Source organism: Dyadobacter sp. CY312 (assembly GCF_021390535.1).
Taxonomy (GTDB): domain Bacteria; phylum Bacteroidota; class Bacteroidia; order Cytophagales; family Spirosomataceae; genus Dyadobacter.
In genome coordinates this window covers 178,253-196,512 of record NZ_JAJUXG010000015.1, presented here as the reverse complement: position 1 = coordinate 196,512, position 18,260 = coordinate 178,253, and the positions used below count along the sequence as shown (strand labels likewise).

Genomic DNA, 18,260 nt, shown 5'->3' with positions numbered 1-18,260 from the left:
ACGGTCAGCAACAGATGGTGAACGGTATAAATATCAAAGTAACAGCTTCCAGAACAAGATCACGACAATGCCCAAAACCATCGCAAATACGTAATCGCCGGTTGATCCTGTTTGCGTTTTACGAAGCAGCGAAGCGAGAAAACGAATTAAACGGGCAGCTCCATTGACAAACAGATCGACGAAAAATTCTCCGAAACTGTAAAATGCGTTGGAAAGTGTTTTTGTAGGCTTCACAAAAACATTGTCATACAATTCATCAACATAATATTTGTTGTATATCAAATTTTGTAATGCCGATTTTTCCTCAGAATCAGGAGCTGGTACCGATGCTTTCTGAACGTACATCACATAAGCAACTATGGCAGAAATTGCAGCAGCAGCTACGGAAATACCCATTAACAGGTATTCTTCGGAATGAGACAAAGTGGTTGGAAGGAACGCTGCCGGATTCACCTGACGTGCCGCATCGTACAGCGGGCTCATGAATTCAGCCAGATGATGCGAGCCATGTAATGCTTCGGGAACACCAATTGCGCCACCCACTGCGGAAAGAACTGCAAGGATAATCAGCGGTATGGTCATTGAAGCCGGAGATTCGTGCAGGTGATGTTCCTGCTCATGTGTGCCTCTGAATGTTCCGAAAAACGTAAGGAATAGCAAACGGAACATATAAAATGAGGTCATTACCGAACCAAATACACCAATTACCCAAAGCAATTTATTGTGTTCAAATACATGCGCAAGAATTTCATCTTTGGAGAAGAAACCCGAGAATGGCGGCAAACCGGAAATAGCCCAGGTTGCAATGAAAAAGGTTATGAAGGTAACCGGAAGTTTTTTTCTTAAACCACCCATCGAGCGGATATCTTGTTCGTCGGACATGGCGTGAATAACGCTACCTGCACCAAGGAACAATAATGCCTTGAAAAACGCGTGGGTAATGACATGGAACATCGATGCCGAATAGGCCATTGCGCCCAGACCCATAAACATATAGCCAAGCTGACTTACAGTAGAATAAGCCAGTACCTTTTTAATATCATTTTGCAGAAGGCCAATCGACGCAGCAAACAATGCCGTAGCGGCTCCTATTATGCCTACGATTTCCAGTGTGGATGGTGCAAGGGAATAGAGGACATTGGAGCGGATCACCATGTAAATACCAGCTGTTACCATGGTTGCAGCGTGGATCAGTGCCGATACAGGAGTTGGACCAGCCATCGCGTCAGGAAGCCAGGTATACAAAGGTATCTGTGCTGATTTTCCCATTGCTCCGATAAACAGAAATGCTGTAATGGCAATAATTACCGGGTCACCAATTGAAAACTCTGAGGCTTTGCTGAATACTTCCAGATACTCAACTGAGCCAAATGTGGTAATGATTGTAAAAATCCCTAACAAAAAGCCAAGGTCACCCACACGGTTCATAATGAATGCTTTGCGGGCGGCATTGTTGTAGTTCGTATTTTTATTCCAGAATCCGATAAGCAGATAAGAACAAAGTCCTACGCCTTCCCAACCGATAAACATGACCACATAATTAGAACCCAATACCAGTAGCAACATGAAGAAAAGGAACAGGTTGAGATAAGCAAAAAACTTACCAAATCCCGGGTCGTGGTGCATGTAGCCGATTGAATAAATATGGATCAGCGAACCTACACCGGTTATGATGAGGAGCATCAGCAGCGAAAGCTGATCAACCTGAAAAGAAAATGGAATGTTGAGGCTTCCTACGGTAATCCAGTCAAAAAGCGGAACGATAAGTGGCTGACTTCCGCTTGCAAGAAAAGCGTTGAAAGTAAGCAATGATAAAACAAAACTTCCCAACACGGCAAGTGTACCAATGATCCCAACCAAACTTTTGGGTATACGGGTAAATCCGAGTCCGTTCACCAGGAACCCGATGAGAGGTAATAACGGAATAAGGACTAGTAATGATGGAGACATGTCTTTATTTTAAACAATTGTTATTCGTGACAGTTGATGAGTTTTTGTTCCGAGGGAACTGGTTCACCATTTAAGCTTATTCAGGAATCCGACATCTGTATTTCTGGTGTTCCGGTAAATCATTACGATGATGGCCAACCCAACCGCAACCTCAGCCGCCGCTACTGCCATAATGAAGAATACAAATACCTGCCCTGCCGGATCTGACCTGTAAGAAGAAAAAGCGATCAGCAGTAAGTTAGCTGCGTTCAGCATAAGCTCTACTGACATAAATATCACGATTGCATTTCTACGGGTAAGTACTCCGATAATGCCAATTACAAAAAGTAATGTGCTGAGTACTAAGTAGTGGAGTAGCGGGATATTCTGAATAACGTCTGGTACATTAACATCCGGCAACATTGGATTTGGGATCATAGATTTATATCTTTTGTCAAAAGAACCATCGATTTTTGGCAAAAATAGGTATAAATACTTCTTCCTGCCAATTGTAATTTATACTTCCGTTACCGTTGCGTCAGCGCTCGTAACTTTATTTCTGTAAGCCTTCTTTTTGTATCAAGCGGGAATTCGGCCTTCATCATCCAATCATAGAACGACGGTTCATTTTTAAGAATGTCAGCCACCCTTTTTCCGTTATGCTTTCCAAAATTAAAAACTTCCTCGCCCTTCTCATTGAAAACCATTCTTCCTGCGAAATCAATGATCCTGGATGCTGTCAGTTCATGCAATGCATTAATATCATTTTTTACCGGTACATAGTCATTTCCCTTAGCATCCTGCATGGTTACACCATCATATTTAGCTATTTGTCCCTGCAAAACTTCAAATGTAGCCAATGTGTCGGCTTCAGCACCGTGAGCACCTATAAGTGTCTTTCCACAATAAAATTTGTAAGCAGCGGCAAGATTCCGGGGTTCCATCATGTGGAAAATACGTTGTGTATCAACACACTTTCTGTTCTTAACATCGAATTCCACACCCACTCTTAAAAACTCTTCAACCAGCATGGGGATATCGAAACGGTTACTATTAAATCCGGCCAGATCACAGCCCTCAAGAAAAACAGCAAGATTTTTGGCAAGACTTTTAAAAGTAGGGCAGTCCTTTACATCCTCGTCATATATGCCGTGAATGAGACTGCTTTCCAGTGGTATGGGCATTTCAGGATTAACCCGACGTGTACGTACTTCTGTTTCACCATTAGGCAAGGCCTTTACCACTGATAACTCCACAATACGATCGCGGGCAATGTTTACTCCAGTGGTTTCAAGATCAAAAAAAGCAAGCGGCTTTTTCAGATGAAGGGTATGCATATGGTACTCCGGGTTAAATTTAATGTGGCGAAGTTACGCTTTACATGTTTATAGCCCAAAATATGAGGTGAGTTTCAATTTTAAGCTTTCTTTTTTATATTCATTCTAAATTCGAAAAGGCAAACAAGTACTTGGATGTGCTTTTAAAGGCATTAACCCAAAGCTGTTACAATGGGTTAATGTGTCCGAATTTTAGAAAGAAGGCTCATTTAGTCCATCCATGCATAGGATTTTGTGACGGCCTTTTGCCAGCCTTTATATAATTCTTCCCTTTTCGAATCGTCCATATTCGGATCCCATGTGTGCGCAACCGCCCAGTTTTGTTTGAGTTCATCTGTATTTTTCCAGTAGCCCACTGCCAATCCGGCGGCATATGCAGCGCCAAGGGCGGTTGTTTCTGCAACAGCCGGACAAACGACCTGCGTATTGAGTATATCAGCCTGAAATTGCATTAGTAACTGATTGAGTACCATACCTCCGTCGACCCGGAGTGACGACAGCTTGATCCCGGAATCCTGTTCCATGGCATTCACTACATCCAATGTCTGGTAGGCCGTGGCTTCCAGTACTGCTCTTGCAATATGCCCTTTGTTTACATATCGGGTCAATCCGGCTATAACGCCACGCGCGTCATTGCGCCAATACGGAGCATATAGCCCGGAAAACGCTGGTACAAAATAAGCTCCACCGTTGTCTTCAACAGTCCGTGCAAGTTTTTCAATATCAGAGCTCTTTCTGATCAACCCCAGGTTGTCACGGACCCATTGTACGAGCGCTCCCGTTACAGCTACGCTTCCTTCAAGTGCATACTGCACGGGCTCATTTCCGAACCGGTAGGCGATGGTGGTGAGCAAGCCATGATCCGACATCTTTATTTCACTACCGGTATTCATGACAAGAAAACAACCTGTACCATATGTGTTTTTAGCCATGCCGGGTTCAAAGCAGGTTTGACCTACCAATGCCGCGTGCTGATCGCCCAAATCTCCGGCAACAGGCACTCCGGGAAGAACTTCGTTGGTCACAGTTCCGTATACTTCACTGCTGCTTTTGATGGCAGGAAGCATTTTTGCAGGAATATTATATGCGGTAAGCATGTCCTGATCCCATTGTAAAGTATGCAGGTTCATGAGCTGGGTACGGCTTGCATTCGTGACGTCTGTTACATGAATGCCACCATGTGCTCCACCTGTGAGATTCCAGATCAGAAATGTGTCAATGTTTCCGAAAATGGCTTCTCCCTTTTCTGCATCTGCACGAAGTCCATCTACATTTTCGAGCAGCCATTGGAGTTTCAGTCCACTGAAATAGGTGGATACCGGCAATCCGGTTTTATCCCTGAACTGATTGAGTCCACCTTCTTTTTCGTAACGTGCTACCAGATCAGTTGTACGGGTATCTTGCCAAACGAGTGCATTGTAATACGGACGGCCGGTTCTTTTATTCCATACCACCGTTGTTTCGCGTTGGTTGGTTATACCAATAGCAGCAATATCCGCCGATGTTGCCGATACGTTGATTCGCGCAATGGCAATTACCTCCAAGGTATTTTTCCAAATTTCCTCCGGATTGTGTTCCACCCAGCCAGGTTGTGGGTAAATCTGTTCATGTTCCTTTTGTCCGACAGAAACAATATTTCCCTGATGATTGAATAGTATACAGCGCGTGCTGGTCGTTCCCTGGTCAATGGCAGCAATATATTTTGACATAATGGTATTATGGTTGGCTTATTTTGGAATAAAGTAAGTAAATAATAAAATATAATTGTGACGGACAAATTTGCTCCGGTCTGCATGCGGGGTAGACTGAACGGTTTGATGTGCGCGTGTACAATAATGAATTCTTACATTTGATTCTTTCTGGTTAAATTTCGTTTAGCATCTTAATAATAAGTTTGCCTACTTGTTAAAAACCAAATTGATTATCAAAAGCTACATCAATAGAACTTCCCTCAAAAAAACAGCCCTCTTCATCGGCTGTACTTTATTGATTTTCCTGCTTTTAGATGTCATATTCCCTTTTAAACCCAATGTCCAATACTCCACCCAAATTACTGCAAAGGATGGTATGGTGCTTCATGCGTTTTTGAGTAAGGATGACAAATGGCGATTATATACCAATAACAGTGAAATTACGCCGCTTCTGCGCAAAACGTTGATATACAAGGAGGATCAATATTTTTACTATCACCCGGGGATCAATCCGTTTGCAATAGCAAGAGCTGCGTCGCGTAATATCTTCACCGGACGCAGAACTTCCGGGGCTTCCACCATCACCATGCAGGTGGTGCGGTTGCTTCAACCACGGAGGCGGACTTATTATAATAAAGTGTTGGAGGCGTTTCGGGCTTTTCAATTGGAGCTGCATTATTCAAAGGAGGAAATTGTACAGCTGTATTTCAATCTGGTTCCGTATGGCGGTAATATTGAAGGTATTAAAGCGGCCTCTATTCTGTATTTTGGTAAACCTCCCCAACTGCTAAGTCTGGCCGAGATCACCGCTCTCACCATTGTTCCCAACCGTCCGTCCAGTTTGCGGCCTGGTACGAAGAATGAAGCATTACTGACTGCAAGAAATGAATGGCTGAGAAGGTTCGGAAAAGAGAAGCTTTTTGAAGAAAATGTTATCAATGATGCACTCGCGGAGCCTTTGGATATAAAAAGGCGAAGTTCTCCCAAATTGGCTCCGCATCTTTCTCTGCGGCTGCAAAATGATTTTCCGAACCAGCCGATTATTGAAACCAATTTGAAACTTCAACTGCAAAGACAGATTGAAGAACAGGTTAAAAATTATCTGAACAGGCTTCAAGGACAGAATATCCACAATGCGGCTGTGTTGGTTGTGGATAACGAGACTATGGCTGTGGAAGCTTATGTTGGTTCAGGCGATTTCAACAATCCTTTTGATGGCGGGCAAGTGGATGGCATTCGGGCTGTGCGCTCACCGGGTAGTACTTTGAAACCGCTATTATATGCAACAGCTTTCGATAAAGGATTGATTATTCCCAAAACCGTTGTGAATGATGTGCCGGGCAACTTCGCCGGTTATGAGCCTGAAAATTTTGATCTGCATTTCAATGGTCCGGTTACGACGGAATTTGCTTTGGCCAATTCACTTAATATTCCGGCCGTGCGCATTTTGAAAGATTTAGGAACGACGGTTTTTGTGAATCAATTGAAAAAGGCGGGGTTTCAAACGATCAGAAAGCAGGAAAAAGACCTTGGGCTTTCAATGATCTTGGGAGGGTGCGGGGTGACGTTGGAAGAAGTTACCCGCCTTTTTGCCTCTTTTGCCAATGAAGGTAAATTTCAATCTCTGAATTATGTAGTTGAGAAATCGACAGCAGGTAAGTCAACTAACATTGTTTCAGGAGAAGCTTCTTTCCTGATAACCGACATTCTGACCCAGATCTCCCGTCCGGATTTGCCCAGCAATTTTGACAACACGTACCATTTGCCTCGTATTGCATGGAAAACGGGGACTTCGTATGGCAAGCGGGATGCATGGAGTATTGGTTATAACAAAAGGTATACAGTGGGCGTGTGGGTTGGCAATTTTTCTGGAGAAGGAGTACCGGAGCTAAGCGGAGCAAATACGGCAACGCCTTTGTTATTCTCCATTTTCAACGCATTGGATTACAACTCCCCCAAAGGCTGGTATACCGCACCAGCGAATGTTCAGCTGAGAAAAGTTTGCGCGGCCAGCGGCGATATCCCGGAGGAATTTTGCGAGCATCAGATTATTGGCAAGTATATCGCTGGTGTATCGGCCTACCGGAAATGCCGTCACAAACGGTACGTTTTCACAGATCCTCAGGCAAAAATGTCTTACTGTACTTATTGTTTACCGGAAAATGGTTTTGAAAAACGAACATATCCAAATCTGGCGCCGGAGCTGATTGCTTATTACGAACAACAAAAAATTCCCTATCAGAAATTGCCTCCGCACAATCCGAAATGTGAGCGTGTATTTCACGATGGCGCACCGCTTATTGTGAGTCCTAACGAAGGAAGCGAATACTATATCAGAAAAGACGAACCGCAGCAGATTCAGTTGGCTTGCCAGGCGGCAAACGATGTAGAGGAGGTTTTTTGGTATGTAAATGACAAGTTATTCCAAAAATCCAATCCCAATGAAGCCGTATTTATTAACCCACCTTTGGGAAAAGTAAAGATATCTTGTAGCGATGACAAGGGACGAAATTCGGATATTTGGATTGTGGTAAAGAGGATGTGATTTTATTCTATTTTTCTATACAAGTACGACGGGGCATCGTAGGCATCAATGGACAAAATTAACTTATCGTTATGAATGCTAACGAAAGTAAACCCGTTTCCCTGTTCTAAATCAAGCCTATCACCTTCCTCATTAAGTACGCTATGATGAGCCCTTACAATTTTGTAAGAGCCACTTCGAAGAAGTGTATCACCATTTAATTCCTGGTAAGTTTTCTTCTGAAAAATAAGTACAGGGCCGGTACCAGGTGAATATTCGTCACCAGTCCATGCTCCACGGAAAGATTCCAACTGCCATTTTCCCTGAATGTTAAGATTAGAGGGTTTCGGATCATTACCGGTGCAGGAACTTAGAATAATCGGGATCGAAACCAATAGGAAAATAATGAATTTTTTCATAGGGAGGGGGTAAGTTTAATATTACATGGCGATTATAAAGGGACGAAATTCGGATGTATGGATTTTCATATGATCTCCAATCACTACTTAGAAATTCGCCCGTAGGTTGTGGAGCCAGCATCATAAGCATCGAACGCAAATGTTAATTTTCCGTCGTTCATTTCTATAAAGGAGTGTATCGTATCAAGGTTACCGTCAAAAATAATTTGATTACCAACAGTCTTTGTCATAGCACTGGTCGCACGAGTGATTTGGTATGTGCCGTTCTTTACAAGTTTTCCTTGCGAATAATTTTCGTAGTTATTTTTTCTAAAAATTATAATTGATCCATTACCGGGAGGATATTTTTTTAACCCAGACCAGCCACCGAATGAAGATTCTAGCTCCCATTTTCCTTCAATATTTAATGGATGGATATCTTTATCCTTGCAGGTAATAAAAGAGAAGGAAATGCAGACGAGGAAAAGTGAGACATAGATTTTCATAATATCTGTTTTTAATTGTCTCTAAACAAGATACTGATACCTCTCAAATGGTTGGAATAGTGGGGAAATTAATTCCAAAGCAGTTGCAACATTACATCACCTCCGGCTGGGCTTCCTGAAATAATACCTGCACCAAAGTTTGCCCGACAGCTTTTAACGTTTTTGGATCAATATTTTCCATTGTATCATTCGTGGTATGCCAGTCTTCGAAAAACGTCTTGGCGATGTTATCTTGTTGGGTATGAATGATGTCGATCATTGGAATTTTGGCCACTTCATTCACAGGCAGGTGATCGTCGGTGATGGAAGATCCACGTTGATCAATGAAAAAGCTGCTGTATCCAAGCTGATTAGCCAGATCCCAAACGGTTTTGACTACTCCTTCGGCCAGTTGTACCGAATAGCCTTCTTTCAGGAATGTAGCACCTTTTGCCCCAACCATATCAAGCAAAACTCCAAAATAAGCTGTGTAACCGGGAATGTGTTTGTTGGCTGCCCAATGTTGTGAACCAAGACAATAGCCACTGAATTTATCTTTGGCTACGTCGGAATTTCCCCAGTCTTCGGCATCAAAAAAGATAATATCGACCCCAATATCAGGTTTGTTGGATGCCGTTGCCAGTGTGCGTGCAATTTCCAGTAAGACGCCTACGCCACTTGCTCCGTCGTTGGCAGCAGGGACAGGTTTTGTTTTGTTCAGAGAATCCTGATCGGCGAATGGACGCGAATCCCAGTGTGAGGCCAGTAGAATACGTTTGGACGCTTTTGGATTAAAGCTTCCGATAATATTGCGGGCGTTCAGTTTCTTGTTGTCGTAGGTAGTAGCAATGAAATTCTGCTCTGTTACCTGCAAACCATATTTTTTCAGAGTTGTAACCAGATAGTCACCACATTGACGGTGCGCCGCGCTATTAGGAACACGCGGACCAAAGTCAACCTGTTTTTGAACGAATTGATAAGCAGAATCGGCATTGAATGCAGGACTGGAAACAAGTTTGATGGATTGCTCCGCCGTTTGCTCAGACTGTGTTTTGGTTTTGCAACCGTACACAATCAGTACAGCGATCAACAGCAGAGGTAATTTATTGAAAAACAACAATTTAGAATGAAATAACATCACCTGTTTTAATATCATTACGATCGCTGAATCCGGCATTTACTTCCACCACATACTGGGCTACGCCGTTGGATGGAAGGCTTTCTTCGGAAAAAGGTTTCGTGTGTTTTTGAATAGAAATGATTTTCTTGTTCGCGTCTACATACATGATGTCGAGCGGGATCTGCGTGTTTTTCATCCAAAAACCGAGTTCTCTTGGTTCCGGAAAAATAAAAAGCATCCCGGTAGAGTCCGGGATGTAAGGTCTGTACATGAGTCCTTTATTGCGTTCTGCGTCATTTTCTGCGATCTCCACATCAATTTTCCGGATCTTTTTACCATCCCGGAAAAACACAACCTCGCCTTCCTTGGTGATAGGCTCAGCGGCAGGCGTTTCAATAGCATTCGATGATGGTTCGGGAGCAGACTTTTTTGCTAACCACGGAGCAAGCAGAAATGCAGCGCCGCCCAGCAGGAAAACAGCCAATAAAATATATGCAAAAATGGACTGACGGTTTCTCATAATTACTCTTCGTAAGCCCAGTCTATCCTGACTTTGGTATCATGAATGGCGAGCCCCTGCTTTTTGAAATAAGAACGTATCTCGTCTACTTTTTCGTAATTACGTGTCATTTTATATTCGCGGTAAAGATTCAGCATTCCGTCTAAAACCGCACTTCCTTCCGTCAGCTCTTCTTTCAGCCCCAATACATCTTCAAAGAAAGTGATGAATTTGTTTTTCAGTTCATTGAAAACGTCTTCACCCAAAGCAGCCGGATTCAACTGACCGAGGTTAAGCATGTTCACGTATTTTACCATGTTAAACAAATTTGCAAATGCAACTGCCGTATTCAAATCGTCATTCATGGCACCGTAGAAACCAGCGATTGATTTCTCAATATCAGTGATCTTCTTCGTATCCAATTCCGCATCCTGCTCAACAGCAAAAGTCATTCGTTTAATGATCCGGATTGCATTGGCTAATTTTTTATAACCTTTTTGTGCCGCTTTCAGCGCATCGTTGGAAAAATCCAGCGTGCTTCTGTACTGGCTTTGCAGCATAAAGAAACGAACTGTCATCGGGCTGTATGCCTGTTCCAGCAAATCGTGATTTCCTGAAAATAGCTCCGCAGGTAAAAAAGAGTTGTTGAGTGATTTAGACATTTTCTGTCCGTTCACTGTAAGCATATTGGTATGCATCCAGTATCTGACCGGCTCCACATTGGTAAGCGCTTTCCCCTGAGCAATTTCACATTCGTGGTGAGGGAATTTTAAGTCCATTCCACCGCCGTGAATATCAAACTGTTTGCCCAAATATTTTGCACTCATGCAGGTACATTCCAAATGCCAGCCAGGGAAACCCATTCCCCATGGAGAATCCCACTGCATAATGTGCTCAGGGCTTGCTTTTTTCCAGAGTGCAAAATCAAGAGGGTTCAGCTTCTCTGCCTGCCCGTCCAGTTCGCGGGTTTCGTTAAGCAAATCTTCGATAACACGCCCGGAAAGTTTTCCGTAATCGTTGCCGCTTGCCTGATATTTATTGATGTCGAAATACACGGAACCGTTTGATTCATAAGCCATTCCTTTGTCAATAAGTGTTTGCACAGCTTCGATCTGTTCAATCAAATGACCCGTTGCAGTAGGTTCTATACTTGGAGGCAACAGATTAAAAATGGCAGAAACGTCATGAAAATCGTTGGTGTAACGCTGTACAATTTCCATAGGCTCAAGTTTTTGCAGCTTGGCCATTTTCCCAATTTTATCTTCACCCACTTCGCCATCACCTACAAGGTGGCCCACATCGGTGATGTTCCGCACATAGCGCACTTTGTAGCCAATGTGAGTAAGGTAGCGGAACAGAATATCAAATGACAAAAAGGTGCGGATGTTACCCAAGTGGACATTGTTGTAAACCGTTGGTCCACATACATACATGCCCACGTATGGCGGAGCAATGGGTTCAAATAAATCTTTATTGCGGGTAAGCGTATTAAAAATCCGGAGCGGCTGGTAAGTTCTTTCGGCCATGTAATTGTTACTTTCTTTGAATATCTGATTTCGGGTACTTATTTATTATTCAAATGCCCGAACAACAACTTTGTTTTTTCATTTCGTATGAGGTGTTAGTCTGTTTTCTACCCAGCTTATTATTTTTTCGGCTGTTTCCATTCCTAGTTTCGCAATTTTAGCGCTTCTTGTTCCATCATAACTCATAGATAAATGGAGCACTTCATATGCAGTTGCAAAATCAGAGGTGATTTTTTTATCAATAACTGATAGTTCTTTCTGATACCATTCAGCACTTTTTCTTGTCTTTTGCTTTTTCTCTCCTAACAACTCATCAAGTGCAAGTAAAATGCCTGTATACGCCGTGTGTCCGGCAATTTTCACATATTTTTTATCCTGATACAAACCATCCTGTTTCTTAGCATTGTTGCTCAGAAAACCTTTGGCGTTGTCAATGTGTCGTCTTGCTTCTGAAATGGCTTCCATAATTAGGCACAAAGTTAAAGTTTGATGAAGTATATGCGATTTACTCGTAAATCATTAACAGGATCTTTCTCTTAAATACCAGGCTTCCTGCAAAAATAGCAAATACCCATGATTGATTGCCAACTGTTTAGCATAATACAAATCGGGCGGATACGCAATTCAGGTGTTTTCTTTATCTTCGCAGCGTTTTTTGATTAGAATAAACTTTTGAAACATACTTAAAATCAATACAATACTACTTTATGAGTTTACTAACAGTTGGATCTGTCGCATTTGATGCTCTTGAAACCCCATTCGGAAAAACAGATAAAATCATAGGAGGCGCGGCAACGTACATCACATTATCTGCTTCATATTTCACAAAAGAAAATAATCTGGTAGCGGTTGTAGGCGGCGATTTCCCGCAAAGCATGATCAGTCTTCTTGAAGAACACGGTGTGAATACAGAAGGTTTGGAGATCATTCCTGATGGCAAAACTTTTTTCTGGTCGGGGAAATATCATGAGGATATGAACACACGTGATACGCTGGAAACGCAGCTGAACGTGATGGAACATTTCGATCCGATCATTCCTGACTCATACCAGTCTACTCAGTTTCTGATGTTGGGAAACACAGTTCCGGCTACGCAGAAACTGGTAATTGAGCGTATGACAAATCGTCCTAAGCTGATCATGCTGGATACGATGAACCTGTGGATGAACATTGCTCTGGAAGATCTGAAAGAAGTGATCAGCATGGTGGATGTTGTGACGATCAACGACGAAGAGGCGCGTCAGCTTTCAGGAGAATATTCATTGCGTAAGGCGGCTGTTAAAATAATGGCAATGGGACCTAAAACACTGATCATCAAAAAAGGCGAACACGGTGCATTGTTGTTCCAGGGCGATCGCATTTTTTATGCTCCTGCTCTTCCGCTTGAAGAAGTTTTCGATCCAACAGGGGCTGGAGATACATTTGCTGGTGGTTTTATCGGTTATCTGGCTAGCACGGGAGATATTTCTTTTGACAATATGAAACGTGCGATTATTTACGGTTCTGCAATGGCTTCTTTCTGTGTTGAAAAATTTGGAACAGAGCGATTGGTTAATCTTACTCAGGAAGAAATCAACGAACGTGTTCAGCAATTTGTTAATTTGTCTAGTTTCGAGATTCAATAGTTGAGATGTTTTTGAATGCTGAGAGGTCTGCTAAAATTTTACGTTGTTGAGGTTTTAATGGGACGTTTCAGTAAAACGACCCATTAGGGACGTCTGGTTGGTAGAAATAATTACAAACACAGTCAGACGTCGTTCCATAGGAACGTCTTGTGTTCATCTGACAATATGAAATGGTTTGGCTCTTTTATGCAAAACCTAAAATTAATAATTAAAGGCTATCGGGTGTTTTTCTCCTGATAGCCTTTCTTCTTTTTAGCACAGTATACTTTCTGATTTGCCCACAAAATCCAAATTAGAAATGACTAATTTCTTTCATAAAACATACAGACTGTTCTGCCTGTTAATGTGCCTTGCCGTCCATGCGGTGGGACAGTCGCAGATTGCTTTACCCGAATCCAAAAACAAACTTGTGGTGATTGCCCACAGAGGTAATCATGTGGATGTTCCCGAAAACACAATCGCCTCTTTTAAGGAAGCCATAAAAGCTGGTGCGGATTATGTAGAGGTAGATCTGCGAAGTAGTAAAGATGGACATTTGGTGGTGGTGCATGACGCAACTGTAGACAGGACTACCAATGGAAAAGGAAAAGTGGCCGATATGTCGCTGGTTGAGTTAAAAGCGCTTAAAGTGCTGAATGGAAGCAAGAAACCGCACAAAATTCCGGAGTTTTCTGAAGTGCTGAAAGTCTGCAAAGGGAAGATTAACATATACCTGGATTTTAAAGAAGCTGACGTTGCCGAGACCTTTCGACAGATTCGTGAAGCCGGCATGGAAAGACAGGTTGTAGTATACATCAATAAAATCCCGCAGTACAAGCAATGGAGGAGTATTGCACCGGAGGTTCCACTCATGACCAGCCTATTCGGCGAGGTAAAAAATAAGGAACAACTGGGCATGTTCCTCGGGCAGGTTAAAATCGAAGTGCTTGATAATATTGCTGATCCGGAAATGGTGCGTGTCGCCAGAGAAAACGGAGTGGCTGTATGGCTTGATGTACAAAGTGCCTCAGAAGGGCCTGATTCATGGAATGAAGCATTACAAAAAGGAGTACAGGGACTCCAAACGGACAAACCTGCTGAGCTGGTAAAGTATCTTAAAAAGAATGGATGGCGGGATGGGATGCCGGTTTCTGCCAGTGCGGAAGTAGTAAAAAAGAAGCCTTCTTATATTGAACTGAAAGACGTGAAATACGGAGATGCGCCAGGAAATGAAAATTTGCTGGATGCATTTGTTCCACGAAATCACACGGATTCGACTAAGCTGATTGTATATATGCACGGCGGTTCTTGGAGCAGGGGAGATAAAAGTGAATTTCCGAAAGTCCTTATTGATGAGTTGGTTGAGAACCGAGGTTATGCAGTTGTGTCAATAAACTATCGTTTGGTGAAAGATGGTAAAGATCTTTTTCCGGCGCAGATCCAGGATGTTAAAAAGGCATTGCAGTTTTTGGCGGATAAATCAAAAAAGCATCAATACAACGGAAGTCAATTCGCTCTGATGGGTGGGAGCGCAGGAGCTCACCTGGCCATGTTATATGCTTATGGGCACGATCCTGAAAAGAAAGTGAAAGCAGTAATTGATTTGTGGGGGCCAACAGACCTGACCGACAAGATGGTGCGGGCAGATGGCAGCGATGCTGACAACACGGTCATCCGGTTTTTGGGCGAAAAAGATCCGCAGGCACAAATCGCCAAAGACGCTAGTCCGTCCTACCATCTCACAAAAGAAACCGGCGTGCCAACCATTCTTTTTCACGGAGGGGAAGATCCGCTGGTGCATGTGAGCCAGGCCGAAAACCTTTATAAAAAATTGATTTCGCTCGACATTCCTGCTCAATATGAATTGTATCCTAACGACAAACATGGTGTGAGCGCAGCTTCAATGGTGGATGTAATGAGCAAGTTGCTAGTTTGGCTTGAAAAAACATATCCTGCCAAATGAGTCAATTGACAATATTTTTAACGCTTGCTACTGATTGATTTGATGATAAATCGGACAGTCTTCGCTGTGAGCACCTGGTAGATAGCCGGTGCTCATCAGAAATTCATTTACGATTTCACCACCCGTGAATTTGAAAGTCTTTTTAAAAAGCCTGGTCCATTCGGATTTGTCTAAAGGCCGGTGTGCATCCAGCCAGCCCTTAAACGTTCCGAATTCCTTTCTCAGCTCCAATATCTTTTGTGCATTCACAATTGCCGCGTTTATTTTCAGTTTGTTGCGAATCACGCCAGCGTCCTGCATCAGCCTTTCACGGTCTGCTTCGTCATAAGCAGCAATTTTCTCAATTGAAAAGTTATCGTAAGCCAGTCGGAAACTGGCTTGTTTTCTTAGCATCAAGGTCCAGCTAAGTCCGGCCTGGTTTATTTCAAGAATGAAACGCCCAAGGAGTTCGTCGTCATCTTCAATGGGAAAACCATACTGATGATCGTGATAATGTTTGTTGAGGAGAAAGTCGGGGTTTTCCGAGCTATTGTGATTTACGTAATTGCAATATGACATGGCTGATAAATGCAGATGTTGGTTTTAAACGAGGCCGATCTGTACCTCGGTGATATTTCCTTCGGAATTGGCAAAATCCATATTGAGATAAATTTCCCTGTTTTCACCACTCAAAGCGGGTTCTTTCACCAGTATTTCGGAGAATATGCTACCGTAAGTTTCACCCAGTTTTGCCCAATCTCCTGAATGTGTACGCGAAACGCAACGGAAAGTATCCAGTGTTTTAAGTTTAAATTCAGAATTTGTTATTGTTGCCGTATTCTGAAAAACTGGTAGCGCAATTGTGAGTTCAAACTTTGTGTCAGGCTGGCCGTCGGCGCCTTTGTATATCCAGTAAACAGGTCCTGTAATTTCCAGATTATTTTTTATGGCGTCTATATAAAGGCGCTGAGCGATTACACGCACATATTGCGGTATGTCACGAAGGCTTGTTTGGGTTTCGTAACAAAATACGTTGATGGTCTGGATTGTCCTGATTTGCATAAATGAAAAGATTAATGATCACGACAAATTAAAAGAAGGCGAGTGACAGCAGTATGTCAGCAGTGTTTCTGGTAGGTGAAACTTTAAAATGCTTAGTGTTTCATGCGGCGGACCGTGCGTTGCATCCACGGATAGCTGATGTAAAGAGCCTTGGTTGCTCCAATTCCGATACCTGCGCCCATCAATACATCTGCAAGCCAGTGTTTGTTATTTAAAATGCGCATGGTGCCCACAGCCGTTGCAGTAGAATAGCCTCCAATGCTATACAGAACGCTTGTTTGTCCATATTCTTCGTGTAAAAGCGTTGCGTTGGTAAAGGCAGTGGTTGTATGCCCGGAGGGAAATGAATGATTGTCTTCTCCGTTTGGACGGGGATAAGCTACAATACGTTTCAAACTTTGTGTCACACCCTGAGCGATTACATTCGATAAAAGCGCCAGAATCACCTGATCTCCAAGTTTGTGTTTTCCTTTTACGCCCGAAGCAGCAAGCCCCAGACTTACAACGCCAGGTGCGTAAGGCAGGTAATCATCAATATTGGTGTGGAAGTCTGGATGGTTCTTTACGACATTGCTTTGTAAATGGCGACTTATTTTACCCTGCGTAACCAATCCCGCCAAAGCCAGCGAAACAGGTGGAATGACATCCATTGGTTTGATAACCCACAATTTGGTTGAGTCAGTGGATTGAGCAAAGGTGGGTGACGCGACGAAATTTTGGGTTAAAAAGAAAAATAGTAAAAGACAGGAAACGCTGCCAGACCTAATTCTGGCAGCGTTTCTGTATTTTAGACAATCATATATTTTTTTTAAACCGTTGCTCATAAAATAGCTTCTCTAACACGTACGAGTCTTTCCAGTAATCCTTCCAGCTGATCAAGCGGCAACATATTTGCGCCATCCGATTTCGCTTCTGCCGGATTGAAGTGGGTTTCAATAAAAAGTCCGTCGGCACCTACGGCAATAGCGGCTTTGGCAATGGTTTCGATCAATTTTGGTTTTCCACCGGTAACGCCTGAGCTTTGGTTAGGCTGCTGCAATGAATGTGTACAGTCCATAATCACAGGTACACCAAATGCCTGCATTTCGGGCAGGTTGCGGTAATCGACGATCAGGTCTCCGTATCCGAAACTGTTGCCCCTGTCGGTGAGTAAAACCTGGCAATCAGGGTTAACCTCATTTATTTTTTCGGCTGCGAATTTCATCGACGCACCAGAAAGAAATTGACCCTTTTTAACATTCACAGCTTTACCTGTACGGGCAGCAGCAGCGAGCAATTCCGTTTGGCGGCACAAGAAGGCCGGGATTTGTAAAACATCAACGTATTCCGCAGCAAAAGCAGCTTCGTGAGACTCATGAATATCTGTTACGGTCGGCACTCCGAATGTTTCACTGATCTCCTGCAAAATTTTAAGCGCTTTTTCGTCACCAATTCCTGTGAAGGAATCAATTTTGGTGCGGTTGGCCTTTCTGTATGAACCTTTGAAGATGTAAGGTATTTTTAGCTTGTCTGTTAAGCCTACGATGTGTTCAGCGATTCGGAGCGCCATATCTCTTCCTTCAATAGCGCAAGGGCCGGCCATCAGGAAGAATTGTGGAGAATCTGTATTTTTTAATTTGGGTATCGAGATCATATATTTTTAGAATCAGACGTTGTCAAAAGTTTTGCGAATGTACAGTTATCCATAATGTTCTCTATGTAATTAATAGATTTATTGGAACGTATAGACATAATCAGCTGATTTCCTGTTTTTTTAAATTTCCCTTCAAACAGGGCAATAAATTTAAAGGGTTAAAAAAATTTTGACAAAGTGAACTAGAATATCTTTCTTTGTTGCGATTTTAACCAAAAAGTGTTTATAAAATGTCAGCAATTGCAGAAAGAGTTAAGCAAATTATCGTCGAAAAACTCGGCGTAGAAGAGTCGGAGGTTACGCAAGATGCAAACTTCCAGAACGACTTGGGAGCAGACTCTCTAGATACCGTTGAATTGATCATGGAATTCGAGAAAGAATTTAACCTTTCTATCCCGGACGATCAAGCAGAAAACATTGGTACAGTTGGTCAGGCTGTTGCATACCTTGAAGAAAACGTGAAGTAATTCATTTTTCTTTTACAGTATCATCTTCTTTCTGTCCCTTATT

18 protein-coding genes are annotated in these 18,260 nt (G+C 42.7%); 4 read left to right on the top strand and 14 right to left on the bottom strand.

Annotated features, from left to right (window positions below):
- Positions 1 to 33: 33 nt before the first annotated feature.
- The 4 genes from nuoL to glpK all read right to left on the bottom strand — a co-directional run bounded on the left by nuoL (position 34) and on the right by glpK (position 4,975).
- Positions 34 to 1,950 (bottom strand): NADH-quinone oxidoreductase subunit L, encoded by a 1,917-nt coding sequence (gene nuoL, locus LZG71_RS21940; protein WP_233823995.1) that lies wholly within the window; start codon positions 1,948 to 1,950, stop codon positions 34 to 36.
- A 63-nt stretch (positions 1,951 to 2,013) separates the two neighbouring features.
- Positions 2,014 to 2,352, bottom strand: coding sequence for an NADH-quinone oxidoreductase subunit NuoK (gene nuoK, locus LZG71_RS21935; protein WP_409013651.1), 339 nt, complete (start codon positions 2,350 to 2,352; stop codon positions 2,014 to 2,016).
- A gap of 104 nt (positions 2,353 to 2,456) precedes the next feature.
- The gene (locus LZG71_RS21930) at positions 2,457 to 3,266 is read right to left on the bottom strand and encodes a 3'-5' exonuclease (RefSeq protein ID WP_233823993.1); all 810 of its coding nucleotides are present in this window, start codon (positions 3,264 to 3,266) and stop codon (positions 2,457 to 2,459) included.
- Positions 3,267 to 3,475: 209 nt separating this feature from the next.
- Positions 3,476 to 4,975, bottom strand: a complete 1,500-nt coding sequence (glpK, locus tag LZG71_RS21925) for a glycerol kinase GlpK (RefSeq protein ID WP_233823991.1) — start codon at positions 4,973 to 4,975, stop codon at positions 3,476 to 3,478.
- Between the two features lie 193 nt (positions 4,976 to 5,168).
- Here glpK and pbpC point away from each other — a divergent pair, with 193 nt between their 5' ends.
- Entirely contained in the window at positions 5,169 to 7,502 is a 2,334-nt protein-coding gene (pbpC, locus tag LZG71_RS21920; protein WP_255713146.1) for a penicillin-binding protein 1C, read from the top strand.
- A gap of 2 nt (positions 7,503 to 7,504) precedes the next feature.
- On the opposite strand, the gene LZG71_RS21915 is transcribed toward pbpC, so the two are convergent.
- The 6 genes from LZG71_RS21915 to LZG71_RS21890 all read right to left on the bottom strand — a co-directional run bounded on the left by LZG71_RS21915 (position 7,505) and on the right by LZG71_RS21890 (position 11,974).
- Positions 7,505 to 7,900, bottom strand: a complete 396-nt coding sequence (locus LZG71_RS21915) for a hypothetical protein (protein WP_233823990.1) — start codon at positions 7,898 to 7,900, stop codon at positions 7,505 to 7,507.
- Between the two features lie 83 nt (positions 7,901 to 7,983).
- Positions 7,984 to 8,385 carry a hypothetical protein gene (locus tag LZG71_RS21910; RefSeq protein ID WP_233823989.1) on the bottom strand — a complete coding sequence of 134 codons (402 nt, stop codon included), beginning with the start codon at positions 8,383 to 8,385 and terminating at the stop codon, positions 7,984 to 7,986.
- Between the two features lie 91 nt (positions 8,386 to 8,476).
- Complete coding sequence (locus tag LZG71_RS21905; protein WP_233823988.1) at positions 8,477 to 9,502, bottom strand: M28 family peptidase; 1,026 nt, start codon at positions 9,500 to 9,502, stop codon at positions 8,477 to 8,479.
- The gene (locus tag LZG71_RS21900; protein WP_233823987.1) at positions 9,486 to 10,004 is read right to left on the bottom strand and encodes a DUF192 domain-containing protein; all 519 of its coding nucleotides are present in this window, start codon (positions 10,002 to 10,004) and stop codon (positions 9,486 to 9,488) included. Before LZG71_RS21900 ends, LZG71_RS21905 begins: the two co-directional genes overlap by 17 nt.
- Positions 10,005 to 10,006: 2 nt before the next feature.
- Positions 10,007 to 11,509 carry a cysteine--tRNA ligase gene (cysS, locus tag LZG71_RS21895; protein ID WP_233823986.1) on the bottom strand — a complete coding sequence of 501 codons (1,503 nt, stop codon included), beginning with the start codon at positions 11,507 to 11,509 and terminating at the stop codon, positions 10,007 to 10,009.
- Positions 11,510 to 11,587: 78 nt separating this feature from the next.
- Complete coding sequence (locus LZG71_RS21890) at positions 11,588 to 11,974, bottom strand: DUF5618 family protein (protein WP_233823985.1); 387 nt, start codon at positions 11,972 to 11,974, stop codon at positions 11,588 to 11,590.
- Between the two features lie 242 nt (positions 11,975 to 12,216).
- Here LZG71_RS21890 and LZG71_RS21885 point away from each other — a divergent pair, with 242 nt between their 5' ends.
- Both LZG71_RS21885 and LZG71_RS21880 read left to right on the top strand, forming a co-directional pair.
- On the top strand, positions 12,217 to 13,134 hold the full coding sequence (locus tag LZG71_RS21885; protein ID WP_233823984.1) for a PfkB family carbohydrate kinase: 918 nt from the start codon (positions 12,217 to 12,219) through the stop codon (positions 13,132 to 13,134).
- A gap of 298 nt (positions 13,135 to 13,432) precedes the next feature.
- Positions 13,433 to 15,076: a glycerophosphodiester phosphodiesterase family protein gene (locus LZG71_RS21880; RefSeq protein ID WP_233823983.1), complete on the top strand. Its 1,644-nt coding sequence runs from the start codon at positions 13,433 to 13,435 to the stop codon at positions 15,074 to 15,076.
- A 27-nt stretch (positions 15,077 to 15,103) separates the two neighbouring features.
- Here LZG71_RS21880 and LZG71_RS21875 read toward each other — a convergent pair whose 3' ends face one another.
- The 4 genes from LZG71_RS21875 to kdsA all read right to left on the bottom strand — a co-directional run bounded on the left by LZG71_RS21875 (position 15,104) and on the right by kdsA (position 17,750).
- The gene (locus LZG71_RS21875) at positions 15,104 to 15,634 is read right to left on the bottom strand and encodes a DNA-3-methyladenine glycosylase I (protein ID WP_233823982.1); all 531 of its coding nucleotides are present in this window, start codon (positions 15,632 to 15,634) and stop codon (positions 15,104 to 15,106) included.
- 24 nt (positions 15,635 to 15,658) lie between these two features.
- On the bottom strand, positions 15,659 to 16,117 hold the full coding sequence (locus LZG71_RS21870) for a GyrI-like domain-containing protein (protein ID WP_233823981.1): 459 nt from the start codon (positions 16,115 to 16,117) through the stop codon (positions 15,659 to 15,661).
- Positions 16,118 to 16,209: 92 nt separating this feature from the next.
- Positions 16,210 to 16,767, bottom strand: a complete 558-nt coding sequence (locus LZG71_RS21865; RefSeq protein ID WP_233823980.1) for a phosphatase PAP2 family protein — start codon at positions 16,765 to 16,767, stop codon at positions 16,210 to 16,212.
- Positions 16,768 to 16,937: 170 nt separating this feature from the next.
- Positions 16,938 to 17,750 carry a 3-deoxy-8-phosphooctulonate synthase gene (gene kdsA, locus LZG71_RS21860; RefSeq protein ID WP_233823979.1) on the bottom strand — a complete coding sequence of 271 codons (813 nt, stop codon included), beginning with the start codon at positions 17,748 to 17,750 and terminating at the stop codon, positions 16,938 to 16,940.
- A 230-nt stretch (positions 17,751 to 17,980) separates the two neighbouring features.
- Between kdsA and LZG71_RS21855 the strand changes: the two genes are divergently transcribed.
- The gene (locus LZG71_RS21855; RefSeq protein WP_233823978.1) at positions 17,981 to 18,217 is read left to right on the top strand and encodes an acyl carrier protein; all 237 of its coding nucleotides are present in this window, start codon (positions 17,981 to 17,983) and stop codon (positions 18,215 to 18,217) included.
- Positions 18,218 to 18,260: the final 43 nt, after the last annotated feature.

Coding starts and splice junctions, on each gene's coding strand:
- nuoL (WP_233823995.1), bottom strand. CDS start 1,950: ATGTCTCCATCATTACTAGTCCTTATTCCGTTATTACCTCTCATCGGG.
- nuoK (WP_409013651.1), bottom strand. CDS start 2,352: ATGTTGCCGGATGTTAATGTACCAGACGTTATTCAGAATATCCCGCTA.
- LZG71_RS21930 (WP_233823993.1), bottom strand. CDS start 3,266: ATGCATACCCTTCATCTGAAAAAGCCGCTTGCTTTTTTTGATCTTGAA.
- glpK (WP_233823991.1), bottom strand. CDS start 4,975: ATGTCAAAATATATTGCTGCCATTGACCAGGGAACGACCAGCACGCGC.
- LZG71_RS21915 (WP_233823990.1), bottom strand. CDS start 7,900: ATGAAAAAATTCATTATTTTCCTATTGGTTTCGATCCCGATTATTCTA.
- LZG71_RS21910 (WP_233823989.1), bottom strand. CDS start 8,385: ATGAAAATCTATGTCTCACTTTTCCTCGTCTGCATTTCCTTCTCTTTT.
- LZG71_RS21905 (WP_233823988.1), bottom strand. CDS start 9,502: ATGTTATTTCATTCTAAATTGTTGTTTTTCAATAAATTACCTCTGCTG.
- LZG71_RS21900 (WP_233823987.1), bottom strand. CDS start 10,004: ATGAGAAACCGTCAGTCCATTTTTGCATATATTTTATTGGCTGTTTTC.
- cysS (WP_233823986.1), bottom strand. CDS start 11,509: ATGGCCGAAAGAACTTACCAGCCGCTCCGGATTTTTAATACGCTTACC.
- LZG71_RS21890 (WP_233823985.1), bottom strand. CDS start 11,974: ATGGAAGCCATTTCAGAAGCAAGACGACACATTGACAACGCCAAAGGT.
- LZG71_RS21885 (WP_233823984.1), top strand. CDS start 12,217: ATGAGTTTACTAACAGTTGGATCTGTCGCATTTGATGCTCTTGAAACC.
- LZG71_RS21880 (WP_233823983.1), top strand. CDS start 13,433: ATGACTAATTTCTTTCATAAAACATACAGACTGTTCTGCCTGTTAATG.
- LZG71_RS21875 (WP_233823982.1), bottom strand. CDS start 15,634: ATGTCATATTGCAATTACGTAAATCACAATAGCTCGGAAAACCCCGAC.
- LZG71_RS21870 (WP_233823981.1), bottom strand. CDS start 16,117: ATGCAAATCAGGACAATCCAGACCATCAACGTATTTTGTTACGAAACC.
- LZG71_RS21865 (WP_233823980.1), bottom strand. CDS start 16,767: ATGGATGTCATTCCACCTGTTTCGCTGGCTTTGGCGGGATTGGTTACG.
- kdsA (WP_233823979.1), bottom strand. CDS start 17,750: ATGATCTCGATACCCAAATTAAAAAATACAGATTCTCCACAATTCTTC.
- LZG71_RS21855 (WP_233823978.1), top strand. CDS start 17,981: ATGTCAGCAATTGCAGAAAGAGTTAAGCAAATTATCGTCGAAAAACTC.